Source organism: Streptomyces sp. NPDC055287 (assembly GCF_053646035.1).
On record NZ_JBSHNE010000005.1, the window covers coordinates 66844 to 86192 of the forward strand.

14 protein-coding genes are annotated in these 19349 nt (G+C 70.8%); 8 read left to right on the forward strand and 6 right to left on the reverse strand.

Annotated features, from left to right (window positions below; translation table 11 throughout):
* Positions 1 to 130: 130 nt before the first annotated feature.
* Together metG and ACWIHY_RS10305 are read left to right on the forward strand one after the other, a co-directional pair.
* Complete coding sequence (gene metG, locus ACWIHY_RS10300) at positions 131 to 1750, forward strand: methionine--tRNA ligase (protein WP_454375208.1); 1620 nt, start codon at positions 131 to 133, stop codon at positions 1748 to 1750.
* A gap of 286 nt (positions 1751 to 2036) precedes the next feature.
* Positions 2037 to 4130: a hypothetical protein gene (locus tag ACWIHY_RS10305; RefSeq protein WP_454375209.1), complete on the forward strand. Its 2094-nt coding sequence runs from the start codon at positions 2037 to 2039 to the stop codon at positions 4128 to 4130.
* 50 nt (positions 4131 to 4180) lie between these two features.
* Here the strand turns inward: ACWIHY_RS10305 and ACWIHY_RS10310 are convergent, their stop codons facing one another.
* A complete protein-coding gene (locus ACWIHY_RS10310) occupies positions 4181 to 5062 on the reverse strand; it encodes a hypothetical protein (protein ID WP_454375210.1) in 882 nt (293 codons plus the stop codon).
* Positions 5063 to 5196: 134 nt separating this feature from the next.
* Positions 5197 to 6987, reverse strand: a complete 1791-nt coding sequence (gene aspS / locus ACWIHY_RS10315; protein ID WP_454375211.1) for an aspartate--tRNA ligase — start codon at positions 6985 to 6987, stop codon at positions 5197 to 5199.
* A gap of 144 nt (positions 6988 to 7131) precedes the next feature.
* On the opposite strand from aspS, the gene ACWIHY_RS10320 reads away from it, so the two are divergent.
* Entirely contained in the window at positions 7132 to 9240 is a 2109-nt protein-coding gene (locus ACWIHY_RS10320; protein ID WP_454375212.1) for an ATP-binding SpoIIE family protein phosphatase, read from the forward strand.
* Positions 9241 to 9384: 144 nt separating this feature from the next.
* Positions 9385 to 10218: an MBL fold metallo-hydrolase gene (locus ACWIHY_RS10325; RefSeq protein ID WP_454375213.1), complete on the forward strand. Its 834-nt coding sequence runs from the start codon at positions 9385 to 9387 to the stop codon at positions 10216 to 10218.
* Between the two features lie 10 nt (positions 10219 to 10228).
* Here ACWIHY_RS10325 and ACWIHY_RS10330 read toward each other — a convergent pair whose 3' ends face one another.
* The 3 genes from ACWIHY_RS10330 to ACWIHY_RS10340 all read right to left on the reverse strand — a co-directional run bounded on the left by ACWIHY_RS10330 (position 10229) and on the right by ACWIHY_RS10340 (position 12964).
* Positions 10229 to 11305: an AI-2E family transporter gene (locus ACWIHY_RS10330; RefSeq protein ID WP_454375214.1), complete on the reverse strand. Its 1077-nt coding sequence runs from the start codon at positions 11303 to 11305 to the stop codon at positions 10229 to 10231.
* Positions 11306 to 11420: 115 nt separating this feature from the next.
* Positions 11421 to 12383 carry a pirin family protein gene (locus ACWIHY_RS10335; RefSeq protein WP_454375215.1) on the reverse strand — a complete coding sequence of 321 codons (963 nt, stop codon included), beginning with the start codon at positions 12381 to 12383 and terminating at the stop codon, positions 11421 to 11423.
* A 116-nt stretch (positions 12384 to 12499) separates the two neighbouring features.
* Entirely contained in the window at positions 12500 to 12964 is a 465-nt protein-coding gene (locus ACWIHY_RS10340; RefSeq protein ID WP_028810610.1) for an SseB family protein, read from the reverse strand.
* A gap of 134 nt (positions 12965 to 13098) precedes the next feature.
* On the opposite strand from ACWIHY_RS10340, the gene ACWIHY_RS10345 reads away from it, so the two are divergent.
* The 4 genes from ACWIHY_RS10345 (at position 13099) to ACWIHY_RS10360 (ending at position 17410) form a co-directional block, all read left to right on the forward strand.
* Positions 13099 to 14925 carry an acyl-CoA dehydrogenase gene (locus tag ACWIHY_RS10345; RefSeq protein WP_454375216.1) on the forward strand — a complete coding sequence of 609 codons (1827 nt, stop codon included), beginning with the start codon at positions 13099 to 13101 and terminating at the stop codon, positions 14923 to 14925.
* Positions 14926 to 15038: 113 nt separating this feature from the next.
* Positions 15039 to 15743: a hypothetical protein gene (locus tag ACWIHY_RS10350; RefSeq protein WP_454375217.1), complete on the forward strand. Its 705-nt coding sequence runs from the start codon at positions 15039 to 15041 to the stop codon at positions 15741 to 15743.
* A gap of 44 nt (positions 15744 to 15787) precedes the next feature.
* Positions 15788 to 17083, forward strand: coding sequence for a M18 family aminopeptidase (locus tag ACWIHY_RS10355; RefSeq protein WP_454375218.1), 1296 nt, complete (start codon positions 15788 to 15790; stop codon positions 17081 to 17083).
* A 105-nt stretch (positions 17084 to 17188) separates the two neighbouring features.
* Positions 17189 to 17410, forward strand: coding sequence for a DUF6458 family protein (locus ACWIHY_RS10360; protein ID WP_454375219.1), 222 nt, complete (start codon positions 17189 to 17191; stop codon positions 17408 to 17410).
* 91 nt (positions 17411 to 17501) lie between these two features.
* Here ACWIHY_RS10360 and ACWIHY_RS10365 read toward each other — a convergent pair whose 3' ends face one another.
* Positions 17502 to 19277 (reverse strand): NHL domain-containing thioredoxin family protein, encoded by a 1776-nt coding sequence (locus ACWIHY_RS10365; RefSeq protein ID WP_454375220.1) that lies wholly within the window; start codon positions 19275 to 19277, stop codon positions 17502 to 17504.
* Between the last annotated feature and the right edge of the window lie 72 nt (positions 19278 to 19349).

The following is a 19349-nucleotide window of genomic DNA, read 5'->3' on the forward strand; positions in this document are numbered from 1 at the left end:
CACGACGACGGCGGTGCCCGGCCCTGCGGCCGGGCACCGCCGTCGTCGTTTCACCGGGAGCCGCCCGTCCGGGCCCGGCCGGGATTTATGCGGGTGAGCGGATCACCTGTGGGCCGTTAGGATTTCGCCCATGGCGGCCACTGGATCCGAGAAGCAGGGGACGAGCGAAGGCGTGAAGGCCTTTTACGTATCGACCCCCATTTACTACGTCAACGACGCTCCTCACCTGGGCCACGCCTACACGACCGTCGCAGGGGACGTGCTCACGCGCTGGCACCGTCAGCGCGGCGAGAAGGTGTGGTACCTCACCGGCACGGACGAGCACGGTCAGAAGATCATGCGCACTGCCGAGGCGAACGGGGTCTCGCCCCAGGAGTGGTGCGACAAGCTCGTGGAGGAGGCCTGGAAGCCCCTCTGGGAGCACCTGAACATCGGAAACGACGACTTCATCCGTACGACGGAGAAGCGGCACACGGACCGTGTGCAGGAGTTCGTGCAGGACCTGTACGACAAGGGCGAGATCTACAAGGGCGGCTACGAAGGCCCGTACTGCGTGGGCTGCGAGGAGTACAAGCTCCCCGGCGATCTCATCGAGGCCGAGGACGGCACGAAGCTGTGCCCCGTCCACAAGAAGCCGGTGGAGATCCTCAAGGAGGAGAACTACTTCTTCAAGCTGAGCGAGTACGGCCCGAAGCTGCTGGAGTTCTACGAGGCGAACCCGGGCTTCATCCAGCCGGAGTCGGCCCGCAACGAGGTGCTGAACTTCGTGCGGCAGGGCCTCCAGGACCTCTCGATCTCGCGCTCCACGTTCGACTGGGGCATCCCGGTCCCGTGGGACGAGAAGCACGTCATCTACGTGTGGGTCGACGCACTCCTCAACTACGCCACCGCGGTCGGCTACGGCGCCGACCAGGCAAAATTCGACGCGACGTTCCCGGCCAATGTCCACTTGGTCGGCAAGGACATCCTGCGCTTCCACGCGATCATCTGGCCCGCGATGCTGATGGCGCAGGGCCTGCCGGTCCCCGGCCGGGTCGCCGCGAACGGCTGGCTGATGGTCGGCGGCGAGAAGATGTCGAAGTCGAACCTGACGGGCATCAAGCCGCAGGATCTGACCTCGCACTTCGGCGTGGACGCCTACCGCTGGTACTTCCTGCGGGCCATCGCCTTCGGACAGGACGGCTCCTTCTCGTGGGAGGACTTCTCCGCCCGCTACACGAGCGAGCTCGCGAACGACTTCGGCAACCTCGCCTCGCGCGTGGCTGCGATGGTCGGCAAGTACTTCGGCGGCACGCTGCCGGAGGCGACGGCGGCCGGTGACGCCGAGACGGCCGTCCAGGCCGGTCTCGCGAAGGCGCTCGCGGAGGCCGACCGCAAGATCGGCGAGGAGCTGGACTTCCAGGGCGGCATCCTGGCGGTCTTCGACTTCGTGAAGCAGGTCAACGGCTACATCACGGAGCAGGAGCCCTGGAAGGTCGCGAAGGACGAGTCGCCGGAGGGCCAGGCCCGCCTCGCGACGATCCTCTACACGGCCGCCGAGTCCCTGCGCGCGATGGCCGTCCTGCTGAACCCGGTCATGCCGGAGACCTCGCAGAAGCTGTGGGACTCCCTGGGCGCGGAGGCGCCGCTGGGCGCCCTGGCCGACCAGCCGCTCCAGGAGGCGGCCCGGTGGGGCCAGCTGCCGGCCGGTGCGACGGTGACGAAGGGCGCGGTGCTCTTCCCCCGCCTGGAGGACCCGAAGAAGGCGTAACCGGAACACCAGCGACCGCCCACCGGGGCCGGTCCGGGGAGAGCCTTCCCGGACCGGCCCCGGCGCGCTGTCCGCCCGTGCGCCGGTAAGACGCCCCGTTGTCCCGGTCATATGCCGCATCTGCGGTGATTGTTGTCACCCCGCATTGCTACGACGGCCGTGTACGTCATACCGTCAGCCGCCGACCCTCCTTCGCCGCCGCTCACCCCCATACGCGCGCGAAGACCGGCGCCCCCAGGACGGCTGCCCCAGCCGATCGCCCCTCCCCGCCAGGAGTTCAGTCACCGTGCCCTCCGCCGGACTCACCCCCCGCCGCATCAAGCAGCTTGCCGCGCTGCTCGCGATGTTCGCCGCGTTCACCGCTCAGCTCGTCGGCGCCCTGCTGGCCCACGTGCCGGTCTTCGTCGCCGCCGCCGCCGCGGGCCTCGCGCTCGATCTGTACCTGCGGCACAGGCAGCCCGTACTGCTGTCGATGCTGAGCAGAGTCCGATTCGACGTCACCGTCCGGCAGCTGCTGCGCGACATGCTGATACTCCTCGGCCTGTTGCGCATAGACGAGATCCAGCCGCTGCACGAGCAGGCCCCGCTGACCGTCGCGCTGCTCGGCGTCTACGCGCTGCACTTCGTCTGCCAGGGGCTCGCGGTGATGGTCCGGCGCAGCCGCACCCTGCCGGTCGTCACCCGCAACATCGACGCCTCGGCGCTGCGCCTGTGCGCCGCTCCGCCGCGCATCCTGGCCCGCCGCCCGGGCCACCGGCTGCTGACGTTCTCCGTGCCCGCCACGACGGGCCTGCTCGTCACCGCCGTGACCGGGGACATGTACGGCGGCGCTGTCGGCCTCGGCATCACCCTCGTGCTGATGGCGGCCGGGACCGTCCACCTGGCCACGTGGCTGCTGCCGGGGAAGCGCCCGGCGAGCAAGGAACAGACCCTGGAGTGGCTGGACACCTGGCTGGCCGAGTACCGGCCGACCGTGGCGATGTACTTCTCCGGCGGCACCTCGTCGGCGTACCAGGCGAACATGTGGCTCTCCACGCTCTCCGCGCTGGACGGCAAGCCGCTGATCGTCCTGCGCGAGCGCTTCATGGTGCAGAAGATCCAGGCCACCGACGTGCCCATCATCTGCATCCCGCGGGTCGCGCACATGTTCGCCCTGGAGAGCTCGACGCTGAAGATGATGCTGCACCCGGCGAACTCCGGTAAGACCTCGCAGGTGCTGCGCATCCCCTCGATCAAGCACGCCTTCACCAACCACGGCGAGAGCGACAAGCTGTCCAGCTGCAACCCGTACGCCAAGGCGTACGACGAGGTCTGGGTGGCGGGCCCGGCGGCCCGCGAGCGCTACCGGCAGGCCGAGATAGGCGTCGACGACAAGGACGTCGTGGAGGTGGGCCGCCCGCAGCTGGCCCCGATCCAGCCCTGGACCGGCGCCCCCGAAGGCACGTACACGACGGTGCTGTACGCCCCCACCTGGGAGGGCTGGGACGGCAACCCGGGCAACACCTCGGTCGTCCTGGCAGGCGAGAACATCGTCCGCACGCTCCTGGAGGACGAGGGCGTACGGCTGCTCTACAAGCCGCACCCGATGACCGGCTCCGTCGACCCCGAGGCCGGCGCGGCGGACCGGCGCATCCGGGCCATGATCACCGAGGCCGCCGCCAGGCGCACCGGCCCCCGCCCGGGCCTGGAGGCCGTGGCCGAGCTCGCCCGCCGCAAGGCCGAGCTCGACCGGCTCACCAGCAGCGACTTCCGGACCGGCGCGGACGAGCTGGAGCGGATGATGATCCAGGGCACGCCCGAGGACGACCGCGCGGCGCTCGTCGCGGCGGCCACGGATGCCTGGGAGGAGGCCTACTGGGCCTCGTTCCCCGGGTGGGAGCACCAGATCGTCGTCACCCCGCGGCTGGGCATCTACAGCTGCTTCAACCAGTCGCACCTGCTGATCAGCGATGTGTCGAGCGTCGTCTCGGACTACCTGCACAGCGAGAAGCCGTACGCCGTGGCCAACACCAGCGGCATGACCGAGGAAGAGTTCCGGGCCGGTTTCCCGACCGTGCGCGCCGCCGCCGTACTGGCCCCGGACGCGTCCGGCGTCCCGGAGCTCCTGGAGTCCGTGCGTCACCCGGAGAAGGACCTCTACAAGGCGGCCCGCGCGGAGCTGAAGGCGCACCTCCTCGGCCCCTCCGACCCGCCCTCCCTGGTCCGTTTCAACGCGGCCGCCCTCGCCCTGTGCGCCGAGGCCGACAGCCGCCGCGCGCTCATGACGACCCACCTCGCCGCGGGCATTCCGAGCCAGCGCGGGCCCGGGTCCCACGAGACGGACGCCTTCGAGGACGCGGAGTCCGGCGCGAACGGCTCCGAGGAGACGGTCGGCGCGTAGGACGACGCCCCGGACGCCGGTCGGCGGGGCGGGCCGCTGGAGGCCCGCCCTCACCTCCGCAGGGAGGCCTTGTCGCCCATCACCACCACCGGGGACTTCGCCGGGTCCAGCGTGCGCAGCAGGCGCTTCATGACCGGGCGGGTGAACGAGACGCAGCCCTGCGTCGGCCCGTCGTGGTCGACGTGCAGCCAGATTCCGCCGCCCCTGTCCTCGCCCAGCGGGCGGGTCCAGTCCAGGGGCGTGGTGCCGGGCTCCCGGTTGAAGTTGATGGCGATCACGTAGTCGAAGGAGCCCTCGAGCGGCTCGCCCTGGGCGCCCGTGCCCTGGGCGGTGAAGGCCGGGCTCATGTCGTACGTCAGCTTCGTGCCCGGATCGGGCAGCAGGCCGCCCGCGTCGGTGAGGGTGAAGACGCCGACCGGGGAGCGCAGGTCCCCCTGGACGTGCTTGTCCGTCCAGCCGCGCACCGCGTTGCGCGTGGGCCAGCGGGGGCCCGGCCGCCAGGCGGCGCCGGGTCGTTCGCGCTCGTGGAGGACCGCTGTGCCCCGGTTCTTGTCACGGCCCTCGCCGGTGACGACGAGGGCCTGGCGGGTGTTCCGCGGAACCCCGGCGAGGGTCCTGGGGCCGAGGCCCGGGAGTCCGGCGAGGGTCCTGGGCCCGATGCCCGGGAGGTCGAGGAGGGTCTTCGGGCCGATGCCCGGGAGGTCGAGGAGGGGCCGGGGCGGGCTCCACGGCCCGGGCGCGGCCTTGCCGGCCTTGTCGGCCTTGCCCCCGGACGGCTCGTGCGCGGGGACGCCCGGGGCGCCGGGGACGCCCGGGGTGGCGGCGGCGCGTGCGGCGTGCGGGGTGGTCGTGGTGGCGCAGCCCGTCGCCAGGAGTGCGGCGGCCGTCAGCAGCGCGGTCAGCGGAGCCCTGGTTCGGTTCCGGCGCTTCATTTTGTCCCTTTCGTCTTCCTGCTGCCGAACGTAAGGGAGTCCGCTACCCGGCGGGCGTCCTCGACACGTCGCCCCCGGCACGAAAGAGGGGCCCGGAACCATCAGGTTCCGGGCCCCCTCTTCCGGGTCAGCCGTCAGCCGGCCGCCGGCCGGTCGCCCTGCTTCTCGGCGACAGGCTTCCGCAGCTGGATGTTGAGCTCCCGCAGCCGCGCCTCGTCCAGCGTGGTCGGCGCACCCATCATCAGGTCCTGCGCGTTGCCGTTGAGCGGGAAGGCGATCGTCTCGCGGATGTTCGGCTCGTCGGCCAGCAGCATCACGATGCGGTCGATGCCGGGGGCGATGCCGCCGTGCGGCGGGGCGCCGAACTGGAACGCGCGCAGCATGCCGGCGAACTCGCGCTCGACGGTCTCCTTGGAGTAGCCCGCGATCTCGAACGCCTTGAACATCAGCTCGGGCTCGTGGTTGCGGATCGCGCCGGAGGACAGCTCGACGCCGTTGCAGACGATGTCGTACTGCCAGCCGAGGATGTCCAGCGGGTCCTGCGTCTCCAGGGCCTCCAGGCCGCCCTGCGGCATCGAGAAGGGGTTGTGCGAGAAGTCGATCTTGCCGGTCTCCTCGTCCTTCTCGTACATCGGGAAGTCGACGATCCAGCAGAACCGGAACACGCCCTCCTCGAAGTGACCGGCGCGCTTGGCTGCCTCGACCCGGACGGCCGACATGATCTTGGAGACCTCGTCGAACTCGCCCGCGCCGAAGAAGATCGCGTGGCCGGGGGCCAGCGACAGGCGCTCGGTGAGGACCTTGACGTTCTCCTCGGTGAGGAACTTGGCGATCGGGCCGCTCAGCGAGCCGTCCTCGCCGACACGGACCCAGGCCAGGCCCTTGGCACCGTGCTCGACGGCGTAGTCGCCCAGGCCGTCGAAGAACTTGCGCGACTGGCCCGCCGTGTCCGGCACCGGCAGCGCGCGGACGTGCTTGCCCGCGAAGGCCTTGAACTCCGAGCCGGCGAAGACGTCGGAGATGTCGACGAGCTCCAGCTGGGCACGCAGGTCCGGCTTGTCGTTGCCGTACTTCAGCATCGACTCGCGGAACGGGATGCGCGGGAAGGGCGACGTGACGTGGCGGCCGTTGCCGAACTCCTCGAAGAGCTCGGTCATCAGCTTCTCGATCGGCTGGAAGACGTCCTCCTGCTCGACGAAGGACATCTCCACGTCGAGCTGGTAGAACTCGCCCGGCGAACGGTCCGCGCGGGCGTCCTCGTCGCGGAAACAGGGCGCGATCTGGAAGTAGCGGTCGAAGCCCGAGATCATCAGCAGCTGCTTGAACTGCTGCGGCGCCTGCGGCAGGGCGTAGAACTTGCCCTGGTTCAGGCGGGACGGGACGACGAAGTCCCGGGCGCCCTCGGGGGAGGTCGCCGTCAGGATCGGCGTGGCCATCTCGTTGAAGCCGAGCGCCGTCATCTTGTGACGGATGGCCGAGATGACGGCCGTACGCAGCATGATGTTGCGGTGCATGCGCTCGCGACGCAGGTCGAGGAAGCGGTACTCCAGCCTGCGCTCCTCGCCGACCCCGTCGTCGGTGTTGATCTGGAACGGCAACTGCTGCGACGCGCCCAGCAGTTCGACCGCCGCGACCTCGACCTCGATCTCGCCGGTCGGCAGCTCCGGGTTGATGTTGTCGGCGCCGCGCGAGACGACCCGGCCGTCGACCCGGACGACCGACTCCTTGCTCACCTTGTCGAGGGCCTCGTACGCGGGGGTGCCGGGGCGGGCGACGAGCTGCGTGATGCCGTAGTGATCGCGCAGATCGATGAAGAGGATGCCGCCCAGGTCTCGACGATTGTGCAGCCAGCCGCTCAGCCGGACGTCGGTGTCGACGTCAGAGGCGCGGAGCTCGCCGCAGGTGTGGGACCTGTACCGATGCATCGTCGTTCATCCAGCCTTCGGGATTCGGGGTGTGTCGGAGCACCCAAGGTTACCGCCCGGCGCATCCCGTTTTATTTGCCGTGCGCGCCCCGGCCCGACGGGGCTCGGACGGCCGGTCCGGCCGCGACCTGTAAAGATGAAGCAATGCGTACTGAGGACATCCTGGCCGCCATCGCGACCGGCCTGTGGCGCTGGGACAACGCGTCCGGTGTCGTCACGCTCGACGCGGAGGCCGCCCGGCTGCTCGGGCTGCCCGCCGAGCCCGTGGTGCTTCCCGAGGCCGCCGTACGCTCGCGTTTTCACCCCGTCGACTGGAACGAGATCAACGGCGTCGTGAACCTCGCGGTCGCCGAAGGCACGCTGGCCGAGGCCCGGCTCCGGATCATGGATGTGGACGGGCGGCTGCTCAGGACCGTACGCAGCCGCTCCAAGCCCGTGGTCGAAGGCAACGACTACCAGCTCTTCGGCACCCTCCAGGAGGTCGCCGAGCCGCGTCCGGGCGCTGCTGCCCACACCCCCGTCACCGGTGACTGGCGCCGCTCCCGCGAGGCGTTCCTGCTGGACGCGGGGCGGGCGCTCGCGGAGGCGCGGTCCACGGCCGAGGTGCTGCGCGTCGCGGCCTCGCTGTCCATGCCGGGGTTCTCGCCGGACAGCCTCGCCGTCTTCGGATCGTCGGGCGGGCGCATCTCGGTCCTGGGACACCACGGTTACGGCCCCGGCGACGACCTCCCCTTCGCGGACATGCTGCTGAACACCGACCATCCGGCCTCCGAGGTCGCACGGACGGGACGCGCCATCTACCTTTCGTCCCCCGAGGAGTACAGCCGCCGCTACCCCGCGGGCCGGCCCCTCGCCCGCAACTCCGAGCGCCGCTCCTGGGCCTTCGTGCCGCTGACAGTGGCCGGCCGCACCATGGGCGCCTGGATGGCCGGCTTCGCGCACCCCGTGGCGTTCACCCCCGACGAGCGCTCGGTGCTGACCACGGTCGCCAGGATGCTCGCGCAGGCGCTGGAGCGGGCCTCGGTGGCCGAGAACGAGCGCGAGCTGTCGCTGGGCCTCCAGCGGTCGATGATGCCGACGCTGGGCCCGGAGATCCCCGGCATGACGGTGGCGGCGCGGTACGTGCCGACCGGCGGCGGACTCCAGGTGGGCGGCGACTGGTACGACATGATCCCGCTGCCCAGCGGACGAATAGCCCTGGTCATCGGCGACGTACAGGGGCACGACGTACGGGCGGCCGGGCTGATGGGCCAGCTGCGGATCGCCCTGCGCGCGTACGCCTCCGAGGGGCACCGGCCGGACGCGGTCCTCTCCCGCGCGTCCCGCTTCCTGCACGGCATCACGGCCACCTACGGCCCCGACGACCACTCCAGCCCGCGCTTCGCCACCTGCCTCTACATCGAGGCCGACCCTGCCACCGGCCTCCTCGACATCGCCCGCGCGGGCCACCCCGAACCGGCGGTGCGCCTCGGCGACGGGACGGTGCTGGTGCGGCCGACGGCCGGCGGGCTGCCGCTGGGCATCGTCGCGGACACGGACTATCCGACGACGCGGCTCGTCCTCGAACCGGGCGAGACGCTCATGATCTGTACGGACGGTCTCATCGAGACCGGCGGCCACGACCTGGACACCGGCTGGGCCAGGCTCCGCACGATCATGGAGGAGCACACCGGCGACAGCCTGGAGAAGCTCGCCGACGCCCTCGTGTCGGGCGTCCACGGCCCCTCGTCGCACTACACGACCGGCCCGCTCGTGGACCGCCGCGAGGACGACATCGCGGTACTGCTGCTGTGCCGCGAGGGCGTCGGCTGCGGCTGCGGGCCCGGCTCGGCGGTGGCGGCGGTCCCGGTGCGGCGTACGGCCCTGACGGTGGCCCAGGCCGAGCCGGAGCGTGTCGCCGCCGCCCGGCAGCAGCTGCGGGACCTGCTGCACGACTGGTCGGACGCGGAGCAGCTCGACGCGGCCGTGCTCATGGTGTCCGAGATGGTCACCAACGTACTGGTGCACACCGACGGCGACGCGCTGCTGATCGCGGAGGCGACGGGCGACCCGGGCGTACGGCGGCTGAGGGTCGAGGTGGCGGACTCCAGCGACGAACTGCCGCACAAGCGGCGCCCGGGGGAGATGGCGTCCAGCGGGCGCGGCCTGATCCTGATGGAGATGCTCGCGGACGCCTGGGGCGTGGACCCCAGGGGCGAGGGCAAGTCGATCTGGTTCGAGCTCCACGAGGACGGCGGGTCGGGGGGTCTGTAGCTCCGGCGCCCGACAGACGCCCGGCGCGGCACCGACCCCGCCGCCCCCGACCGCGCGGCCCCGGAGCGCCGTACCCACCCCGCAGGGGCAAAATGGTCGAAGAGACGCTCTGCTCCGCCACCGGGGGGACCACGGAGACCCGCCATGAGCATGCAGAAGATCGGAAGCGACACCACCGTCCTGGCGGACTGCCTCGAGGTGCCGGGCATCGGCTTCCTCCCGGTCAACGCCTTCGTTCTGCTCGCCGACGAGCCGGTCGTCGTCGATACGGGCCTCAGCCTCCCCGACCGGAACTTCCTCAGCACCCTCGGCTCCGTCATGGACCCCGCCGACGTGCGCTGGATCTGGCTCACCCACCCCGACCGCGACCACACGGGCGGCCTGTTCGACCTCCTGGTCGCCGCGCCCGAGGCCCGCGTCGTGACCACGTTCCTCGGTGCCGGGATCATGTCGACCGAGCGCCCCCTGCCCATGGACCGCGTACGCCTGGTGAACCCGGGCCAGTCGCTGGACGTGGGCGGCGGGCGTACGCTCCGGGCCTTCCGGCCGCCGCTGTTCGACAACCCCGCCACCGTCGGCTTCTACGACGACCGGACGCGAACGTGCTTCAGCTCCGACTGCTTCGGCGGGCCGATGCCGAGCGCGGAGGCCGCCGTGGACGGTACGGCCGCCGACCTCGACCCCGAGGACCTGCGCGCGGCGCAGCTGCTGTGGGCCACCGTGGACAGCCCGTGGGTCCACACAGTCGACACCGGCAAGTACCTCGCCACCGTCCAGCCGCTGCGCGCCATGGACGCCGAGAACGTGCTGTGCACCCACCTGCCGCCGGCCGTCGGCCTCGCCCCCCGGATGCTCGACACGCTCGCCGAGGCCCCCGGCTCCGACCCCTTCGTCGGCCCCGACCAGCAGGCGCTCGAGCAGATGCTGGCGGGCTTCGAGCCGGGGCCCGACGGCTCCGTCCCGCCCCAGGCCATGTGAGGCCCGCGGCTCAGGTGCCGGGGTCGCTGCCGTCGCCGGGCGAGGGGCGCTCGTACTCGCCGCGGCGCATCTCCCCGGCCACCCCGAAGACGGCCGCCGTCAGCGGCACGGCGAGCAGCATCCCGAGGACGCCCGCGACGGACGCCCCGGCGGTGATCGCCAGCATCACCACGGCCGGATGCATCTGGACGGTCCGGCTCTGGATCGTGGGCATGAGGACGTGCCCCTCCAGCATCTGCACGGCCAGTACGATCCCGAACACCCACAGCGCGACAACGACCCCCCGGTCGGCGAGCGCGACGAGGACCGCGACCGCGCCGGAGATGAAGGCGCCGAGATACGGGATGTAGGCGCCGACGAAGACGAGCGCGCCGAGACCGACCGCGCCCGGCACGCGCAGGATCAGCAGCCCGACGGTGATCAGGATGGCGTCGATCAACGCGATGACCGTCGTGCCGCGCATGAAGCCTTCGACGGCCTCGAAGGCGCGGCGGCCCACCGCCTCGGCGGTGTCGCCCGTCGCACCCGGCGCGAGCGACCTGAGGGTGCCGGCGGCCTTGTCGGAGTCCCGGAGGAAGAAGAACATCAGCAGCAGCGCGAGGACGGCGACCGCGGTCATCTCGCCGACGACGCTGAGCCCGGTGATCAGTCCGGAGGCCGCCGTACCGCCGAACTTTCCGAGCAGGTCCTTGGCGTTCTTGGCCACGTCGTCCAGGGAGGTGCCCGCCGCCCCGAGGTGCTCGGCCAGGTCCTTGGCGGCCTGCCGGAGCGATTCGAGGATCTGGTCGCCGGTCTCGACGAGCGCGCTGACGACGATGTACGTGGCGCCGCCGACGACGGCCACCACCGCGACGCAGGTCAGCCCGGCGGCGAGCGAACGGTTCAGCCGCATCCCGACGAGCCGCCGGTGCAGGGGCCCGAGCAGCGCGGTGCCGAGGATGGCGAGCAGGACGGGGGTGACGGCGGGCTTGAAGGTGACGCACAGCCAGACGCCGACCGCGGCGACCCCGGTGACGAGCAGGGCGACGACACACCAGGCGGCGACCCGGCGTGCGGACTCGGGAAGGAGCGGCTGAGTCGTCTGCACCGCACCAGCCGATCACGGCGTGCGCGGGGCGGCCCGCCGAACGGGACCGCCCGGGTGACTGATCGTCAACCGGGCGGTCCGTGGGCGTCTTTCGCGCGCGTTCTGCTCGCTTGTGCTACTCACCCATGCCGTGCACGGCCGGGATGGTGCCCAGGCGGCCCCGCTGGAAGTCCTCGAAGGCGCGCTTCAGTTCTTCCTGCGTGTTCATCACGAACGGACCGTAGTGAGCCATCGGCTCCCGGATCGGCTGCCCGCCCAGGATGACGACTTCCAGGTCCGGGGTGTTGGAGTCCTGGTGCTCGTCCGCGCGCACGGTCAGCGAACCGCCGTCGCCGAAGACCGCGGTCTGGCCCTTGTGGACGGGCCGGCGGTCCGTACCGACGGCGCCGCGCCCGGCCAGGACGTACGCCAGGCCGTTGAAGTCCGCACGCCAGGGCAGGGTGATCTCCGCACCCGGCCGCAGCGTCGCGTGGATCATCGTGATCGGGGTGTGCGTGATGCCGGGGCCCTCGTGGCCGTCCAGCTCGCCCGCGATGACGCGCAGCAGCGCACCGCCGTCGGGCGACGTCAGGAGCTGCACCTGGCCGCCGCGGATGTCCTGGTAGCGGGGGGCCATCATCTTGTCGGAGGCGGGCAGGTTGACCCACAGCTGCAGGCCGTGGAACAGACCGCCGGACACGACCAGCGACTCCGGCGGCGCCTCGATGTGGAGGATGCCCGACCCGGCGGTCATCCACTGGGTGTCGCCGTTCTGGATGCTGCCGCCGCCACCGTTGCTGTCCTGGTGGACGAAGGTGCCGTCGATCAGGTACGTGACTGTCTCGAAGCCGCGGTGGGGGTGCCAGGGGGTGCCCTTCGGCTCCCCGGGGGCGTACTCCACCTCGCCCATCTGGTCCATCATGATGAACGGGTCGAGGTACTGGTAGTTGATGCCGGCGAAGGCACGGCGTACCGGGAAGCCCTCACCCTCGAAACCGCCCGGAGCGGTCGTGACGGCCAGCACGGGGCGCGCTACGGCGTCCACCGGTGCGGCGACCTTCGGCAGGGTCAACGGGTTCTCAACGGTTACTGCGGGCATGGCGAGCCTCCTTGTACGTCCACTTTAGTTGAACGTAGAACTTCCTGCCACCCCCAACGAGAGACGCCCGGGAGGAATTCCCCCCGGGCGCGTGTGTGTCGTCGAGCCGAGGACGGCTAGCCGTACATCCGGCGCATCGCGAAGTCGACCATCTGCTCCACCGCCTTCGCGTCGAAGACCATCCGGTGCTCCCCCTCCATGTCGAGGACGAAGCCGTACCCGGTCGGCAGCAGGTCGATCACCTCCGCCCCGGTGATCACGAAGTACTTGGACTCCTTGCCCGCGTACTTCCGCAGCTCCTTGAGCGAGGTGAACATCGGGATCACCGGCTGCTGGGTGTTGTGCAGCGCGAGGAATCCCGGGTTGTCGCCGCGCGGGCAGTAGACCTTCGAGGTGGCGAAGATCTGCTGGAAGTCCTCCGCGGACAGCGATCCCGTGGTGAAGGCGCGCACCGCGTCGGCGAGCGAGGGCGGCGACGGCTCCGGGTAGAGCGGCTGCTCCCCGTAGCCGCCCTGGGGCGGAGGCTGCGGCGGCGCGTACTGCTGCTGCTGTCCACCCTGGTTCTGGTCGTAGCCGTACATGCGCGCAAGCGTACTCAGTCACACATCCGCGGAAGGGGTTGCGCCTTATTACCGACGGGTAGCATCATCGTAGCTACTTACCAGTAGTAGATGTACGAGGAACCTGCCTCCCGATCCTTAACGGAGCCGTTGCCATGGGTCACTACAAGTCGAACCTCCGCGACATCGAGTTCAACCTCTTCGAGGTGCTCGGCCGCGACAAGCTGTACGGCACCGGCCCGTTCGCGGAGATGGACGTCGAAACCGCCAAGAGCATCCTCGACGAGATCGCCCGCCTCGCGGAGAACGACCTCGCCGCCTCCTTCGAGGACGCCGACCGCAACCCGCCGGTCTTCGACCCGGCCACCAACACCGCGCCCGTACCGGCGTCCTTCAAGAAGAGCTACCAGGCCTTCATGGACAGCGAGTACTGGCGCCTCGGCCTCCCCGAGGAGATCGGCGGCACCACCTCTCCCCGCTCGCTGATCTGGGCGTACGCGGAGCTGCTGCTCGGCGCCAACCCCGCGGTCTGGATGTACTCCTCGGGCCCGGCGTTCGCCGGCGTGCTCTTCGAGGAGGGCAACGACGTCCAGAAGAAGATCGCGCAGATCGCCGTCGACAAGCAGTGGGGCTCGACGATGGTCCTGACCGAGCCGGACGCCGGTTCGGACGTCGGCGCGGGCCGCACGAAGGCCGTGCAGCAGGAGGACGGCTCCTGGCACATCGAGGGCGTGAAGCGCTTCATCACGTCCGGCGAGCACGACATGTCGGAGAACATCCTTCACTACGTGCTGGCGCGCCCCGAGGGTGCCGGTCCCGGCACCAAGGGCCTGTCGCTCTTCCTCGTCCCGAAGTTCCACTTCGACTGGGAGACCGGCGAGCTGGGCGAGCGCAACGGCGTCTACGCCACGAACGTCGAGCACAAGATGGGCCTCAAGGCGTCCAACACCTGCGAGATGACGTTCGGCGACCAGCACCCCGCCAAGGGCTGGCTGATCGGTGACAAGCACGACGGCATCCGCCAGATGTTCATGATCATCGAGTTCGCCCGGATGATGGTCGGCACGAAGGCCATCGCGACCCTGTCGACCGGCTACCTGAACGCCCTGGAGTACGCCAAGGAGCGCGTCCAGGGTCCGGACCTCGCGAACTTCATGGACAAGACCGCGCCCAAGGTCACCATCACCCACCACCCCGACGTCCGCCGCGCGCTCATGACGCAGAAGGCGTACGCCGAGGGCATGCGCGCCCTGGTGCTGCACACCGCGTCCGTCCAGGACGAGATCGCCGCCAAGGAGGCCGCGGGCGAGGACACCAAGGCCCTCGTCGCGCTGAACGACCTGCTGCTGCCGATCGTGAAGGGCTACGGCTCCGAGAAGTCGTACGAGCAGCTCGCGCAGTCGCTCCAGACGTTCGGCGGCTCCGGGTACCTCCAGGAGTACCCGATCGAGCAGTACATCCGCGACGCCAAGATCGACACCCTGTACGAGGGCACGACCGCGATCCAGGGCCAGGACTACTTCTTCCGCAAGATCGTCCGCAACCAGGGCGCCGCCCTGAACTCGCTGGCCGAGGACATCAAGAAGTTCCTCGCGGTCGGCACCGGCGGCGAGGAGCTCGCCGCCGCCCGCGACCACCTCGCCAAGGCGGCCGTGGACCTGGAGGCCATCGTCGGCACCATGCTGACGGACCTCGCGGGCACCGAGAAGGACGTCAAGTCCATCTACAAGGTCGGCCTGAACACCACGCGCCTGCTCATGGCCTCCGGTGACGTCGTCGTCGGTTACCTGCTGCTGCGGGGCGCCGCCGTGGCCGCCGAGAAGCTGCCGACCGCCTCCCCGAAGGACGTCCCGTTCTACACGGGCAAGATCGCGGCGGCGAAGTTCTTCGCCACGAACGTCCTGCCGGGCGTCGGTGTCGAGCGCGCCCTCGCCGAGTCCGTCGACCAGTCCCTCATGGAGCTGGACGAGGCGGCGTTCTAACTCACGTTCCACCTCTGGAAAACCCTCTGGCGACGGGCCGGGGACCTCGCCCCCACGGGCTTGGCCCCGGCCCGTTGTCAGTGTCCCGTGCGACTCTGGTGAGCATGAGTTCCATGGAACCCCGCAGGGGTGGCTATTCCGTCCCGGCCGGCCGGCCGTACGCGCTCGTCGAGCTGCGCGGAAAACTCGGCTCTGTGGGCGACCAGATCGGCGACCTGTACGACGGCTCCCACCCGCTCGAGTACGAACCGGTGGCCGACACGCTGTACATCGCCTTCAAGACGGCCGCCGACCTCGCGCCCGTCAAGAGCTACACCGGCTGCGCCCTGCACCCCAACGGCGCCATCGACCCCGAGGCCCCCACGGGCTGGGGCCGCTGCCTGCTCTGCAACGACCGCCGCCGCCGGGGCGAGCGCAGCGTCCCCGCCCCGGCCGAGCAGCGCCGCCTGGGCTACCCCGTGCCGGATCCGCCGTACACCCTGGACGTGCTCAAGGGGTACGTCCAGCGGGTCAACGACCGTGCGTTCGCCGTGACCGTCTCCTCCCCCGGCGAGGAGTTCGTGGAGATCGCGGACAGCCTGCACCGCGCCTTCATCGTGGCTCGCGAGCTCTCCCGGCCGCGCAACGCGTCGGGCTGCGCCGAGCACCCCGGCTCCCCCATCGACCCGACGGCGCCGCCCGGCGAGGGCTGCCTGTTCTGCGTGGGCCGCCGGCGTCAGCGGCAGCGGCCGCCCGGCGCCCCGCAGATGCTGCCGCAGGTGCGCCGCGGTGAGCGCCGGACCATACAGCGGCGGTTCGAACGGCCGCCGGGGCTCTGAAGGACGGCTCTGGCTCGCGGTTGACCCTCGTTATGGTGAACCCCATGAGCGCACCCCTCCGCTTCGACCGCGGCCACACTGACGACCTGATGACCTTTCTGGCGGCCAGCCCGACGCCTTACCACGCGGTGGCCAACGCCGCCGAACGCCTGGACAAGGCCGGGTTCCGGCAGGTCGCGGAGACCGACGCCTGGGACGGGACGACCGGCGGCAAGTACGTGCTGCGCGGCGGCGCGATCATCGCCTGGTACGTGCCGGAGGGAGCGGAGGCAAGCACCCCGTTCCGGATCGTCGGCGGGCACACCGACTCCCCGCACCTCCACGTGAAGCCGCTGCCCGACATGGGCGCGGGAGGCTGGCGCCAGATCGCCATCGAGATCTACGGCGGGACGCTCCTCAACACCTGGCTCGACCGCGACCTGGGCATCGCGGGCCGGCTGACGCTGCGCGACGGCTCGTACCGCCTGGTCAACATCGACCGGGCGCTGCTGCGCGTGCCGCAGCTCGCCGTGCACCTGGACCGGTCGGTCAACACCGAGGGCCTCAAGCTCGACAAGCAGCGGCACATGCAGCCGATCTGGGGCCTGGGCGACGTGCACGAAGGGGACCTGATCCGGTTCCTGGAGGAGGAAGAGGGTCTCGCCGAGGGCGAGGTCGCCGGCTGGGACCTGATGGCGCACAGCATCGACCGGCCGTCCTACCTCGGCCGCGACCGCGAGCTGGTGGCCGGACCGCGCATGGACAACCTGATCTCCGTACACGCGGGCGTAGCGGCGCTGGCGGCCGTCAGCGCGGCGGACGGACCCCTGCCGTACATCCCGGTGCTCGCCGCCTTCGACCACGAGGAGAACGGGTCGCAGTCCGACACGGGCGCCGACGGTCCGCTCCTCGGCAACGTGCTGGAACGCTCGGTCTTCGCGCGCGGCGGAAGCTACGACGACAAGGCGCGCGCCTTCGCCGGCACGATCTGCCTGTCGTCCGACACCGGGCACGCCGTGCACCCCAATTACTCCGAGCGCCACGACCCGACGCATCAGCCGCGCGCCAACGGTGGACCGATCCTCAAGGTCAACGTCAACATGCGGTACGCGACGGACGGCAGCGGCCAGGCCGTGTTCGCGGCGGCGTGCGAGAAGGCGGGCGTGCCGTGGCAGGTCTTCGTGTCGAACAACTCGATGCCGTGCGGCACGACGATCGGCCCGATCACCTCGGCCCGGCACGGCATCCGGACCGTGGACATCGGCGTCGCGATCCTGTCGATGCACAGCGCGCGTGAGCTGTGCGGCGCGGAAGACCCGTACCTGCTGGCGAACGCGATGACGGCGTTCCTGGAGGGCTGAGCCCCGAATCCCGAATGCCGCTCGCAGGCTTGTCCGTTGAAGGGCCGGGTACGCGAAGGACGTACACCGGCCCGGAACAGCCGGGCCAACAGGGAGGCGGAACTCATGGGACTGGGAGGATTCATTCTCCTCATCGCGGGCGGAGCGATACTCGCCTTCGCCACCGACTGGGAGATGGAGAGCGTCAATCTCGACCTCGTCGGGGTCATCATGATGCTCGTCGGGATCATCGGGGTCGCGGTCTACGCCAGCGTCGCCAGGCGCCGCCGCACGGTCGTGCCCCCCACCACCACCGTCGTGTCCGAGGACCGGCACCACAACCTCTGAGCCGGCCGGCGAACACCCTCACCCCGCCCCGCACCTCACGGTGCCGGGAGGGGGCGCCCCGGCCCGGCGGCGCCCCGGGCCCCCGGGCCCCTCAGTCGTCCATGCCCGCCAGCACCAGCGGCAGCCGGCGCGCCCCGTCCGCGCTCACGCGGACGGGTACGCCCCAGTCCTGCTGGTGGACGTGGCACGCCGGGTACTCGTTCGCCGGATCGTCGTCGCAGGACGCGGCCATCGCCGAGACGTGCAGCACGCCCTCGGTGACGTCCGGGTTCAGTTCCAGCTCGCGGCTCAGGTCGGTCCCGGTGCCCTCACCACCGCGCAGCAGCCCGGGCGGGGTCGAGGACACGAGCAGCCGCGTCGAAGGCCCGTACCGTGTGTCCAGCTTCTGACCGCTCGGCGCCTGGAACACCACGTCCAACTGGAGCTTCCCGGGCGCCACTTCGGTCGCCGCCCGCTGCGTACGGTGCGCGACGGACTCGACGCGTACCGCCTCCTCGGGCAGCCGCAGCCGGGTCAGCCGGTGCCGGGCGGACTCGACGACGACGATGTCGTCACCGACGAGCACCGCGTCGCTCGGCTCCCTCAAGTCCGTCGCCACCGTGCTCACTTCACCGCTCACGGGGTCGTAGCGCCGCAGGGCGTGGTTGTACGTGTCGCTGATCGCGACCGACCCGTCGGGCAGCGCGGTCACCCCGAGCGGGTGCTGGAGCAGCGCCTGCCCCGCCGCGCCGTCCCGGTGGCCGAAGTCGAAGAGCCCGGCCCCGACGGCGGTGTGCACCACCAGGTCGCTGTCGACGTACCGCAGCGCGCTCGTCTCCGAGTCCGCCACCCACAGCCGGTCACCGTCCGCCGCGAGCCCCGACGGCTGCGCGAACCACGCCTCGGCGGCGGGCCCGTCCACGAGCCCCTCGTTGGTCGTGCCGGCCGCGACCTGGACCGTGCCGGCCTCCGGGTCGTACGTCCACAACTGGTGCACGCCGGCCATGGCGATCCACACCCTGCCCTGCCACCACGCCACGTCCCACGGCGACGACAGGTCGACCTCACCGGCGGGCCCGGAGGTGGGTGACCCCTGCCACCACTGCTTTCCGGTACCGGCTACGACCTCGACCGTGCCGCTCGCCGGGTCGTACGTACGCAGCTGGTGGTTGACGGTGTCGGCCACGACGACCCGCCCGTCCGGCAGCAGCGCGAGCCCCTGCGGCTCCTTGAAGTCCCCGTCCCCGCCGATGCGCCGCACGACGGTCTCGCCGTCCGCCTCGAGCTCGACGAGCTGATGCCGGGTGGTGTCCGAGACCAGGAAGTGGCCCGTGCCGGGCAGCAGCAGCGCCTTGCCCGGGAAGCGCAGACCGGTCGCGACGGGCTCGGGCGCGACGTACGGTCCGTCCCCGCGCCGCAGCGTCCCCTTCGCCGCGTGGGTGGCCTCCAGCTCCTCGACGAGCTTCTCGATGGCGTGCGCGTGGCCCTCACCGGCGTGCTGCGCGACGACGTACCCCTCGGGGTCGATGACGACGAGCGTCGGCCAGGCCCGCACGGCGTACTGCTTCCAGGTCGCGAGCTCGGGGTCGTCGAGAACGGGGTGGTGCACCCCGTACCGCTCGACGGCGTCGACGACGGCCTGATGCTCGGCCTCGTGCACGAACTTCGGCGAGTGGACCCCGATGATCACCACCGTGTCCCGGTGCTTCTCCTCGAGCTCCCTCAGCTCATCCAGGACATGGAGGCAGTTAACGCAGCAGAAGGTCCAAAAATCGAGGATGACAATGCGTCCCCGCAGGTCGGAGAGGGAATACTGCCGGTCGCCTGTATTCAGCCAGCCGCCCCTGCCGATGAGCTCGGGCGCCCGGACGCGTGCACGTGTAGCCATACCTCCATCCAACCGCATGCACCGGGCAGGCATTCCGGCCGTGCGGCAAGCGGGCGGGTGGCGCCGTCCGGG

Bases quoted from the DNA above. Each gene is read 5' to 3' on its own strand.
- metG (WP_454375208.1), top strand. From the start codon at position 131: ATGGCGGCCACTGGATCCGAGAAGCAGGGGACGAGCGAAGGCGTGAAG.
- ACWIHY_RS10310 (WP_454375210.1), bottom strand. From the start codon at position 5,062: ATGAAGCGCCGGAACCGAACCAGGGCTCCGCTGACCGCGCTGCTGACG.
- aspS (WP_454375211.1), bottom strand. From the start codon at position 6,987: ATGCATCGGTACAGGTCCCACACCTGCGGCGAGCTCCGCGCCTCTGAC.
- ACWIHY_RS10320 (WP_454375212.1), top strand. From the start codon at position 7,132: ATGCGTACTGAGGACATCCTGGCCGCCATCGCGACCGGCCTGTGGCGC.
- ACWIHY_RS10325 (WP_454375213.1), top strand. From the start codon at position 9,385: ATGAGCATGCAGAAGATCGGAAGCGACACCACCGTCCTGGCGGACTGC.
- ACWIHY_RS10335 (WP_454375215.1), bottom strand. From the start codon at position 12,383: ATGCCCGCAGTAACCGTTGAGAACCCGTTGACCCTGCCGAAGGTCGCC.
- ACWIHY_RS10340 (WP_028810610.1), bottom strand. From the start codon at position 12,964: ATGTACGGCTACGACCAGAACCAGGGTGGACAGCAGCAGCAGTACGCG.
- ACWIHY_RS10345 (WP_454375216.1), top strand. From the start codon at position 13,099: ATGGGTCACTACAAGTCGAACCTCCGCGACATCGAGTTCAACCTCTTC.
- ACWIHY_RS10350 (WP_454375217.1), top strand. From the start codon at position 15,039: ATGGAACCCCGCAGGGGTGGCTATTCCGTCCCGGCCGGCCGGCCGTAC.
- ACWIHY_RS10355 (WP_454375218.1), top strand. From the start codon at position 15,788: ATGAGCGCACCCCTCCGCTTCGACCGCGGCCACACTGACGACCTGATG.
- ACWIHY_RS10360 (WP_454375219.1), top strand. From the start codon at position 17,189: ATGGGACTGGGAGGATTCATTCTCCTCATCGCGGGCGGAGCGATACTC.
- ACWIHY_RS10365 (WP_454375220.1), bottom strand. From the start codon at position 19,277: ATGGCTACACGTGCACGCGTCCGGGCGCCCGAGCTCATCGGCAGGGGC.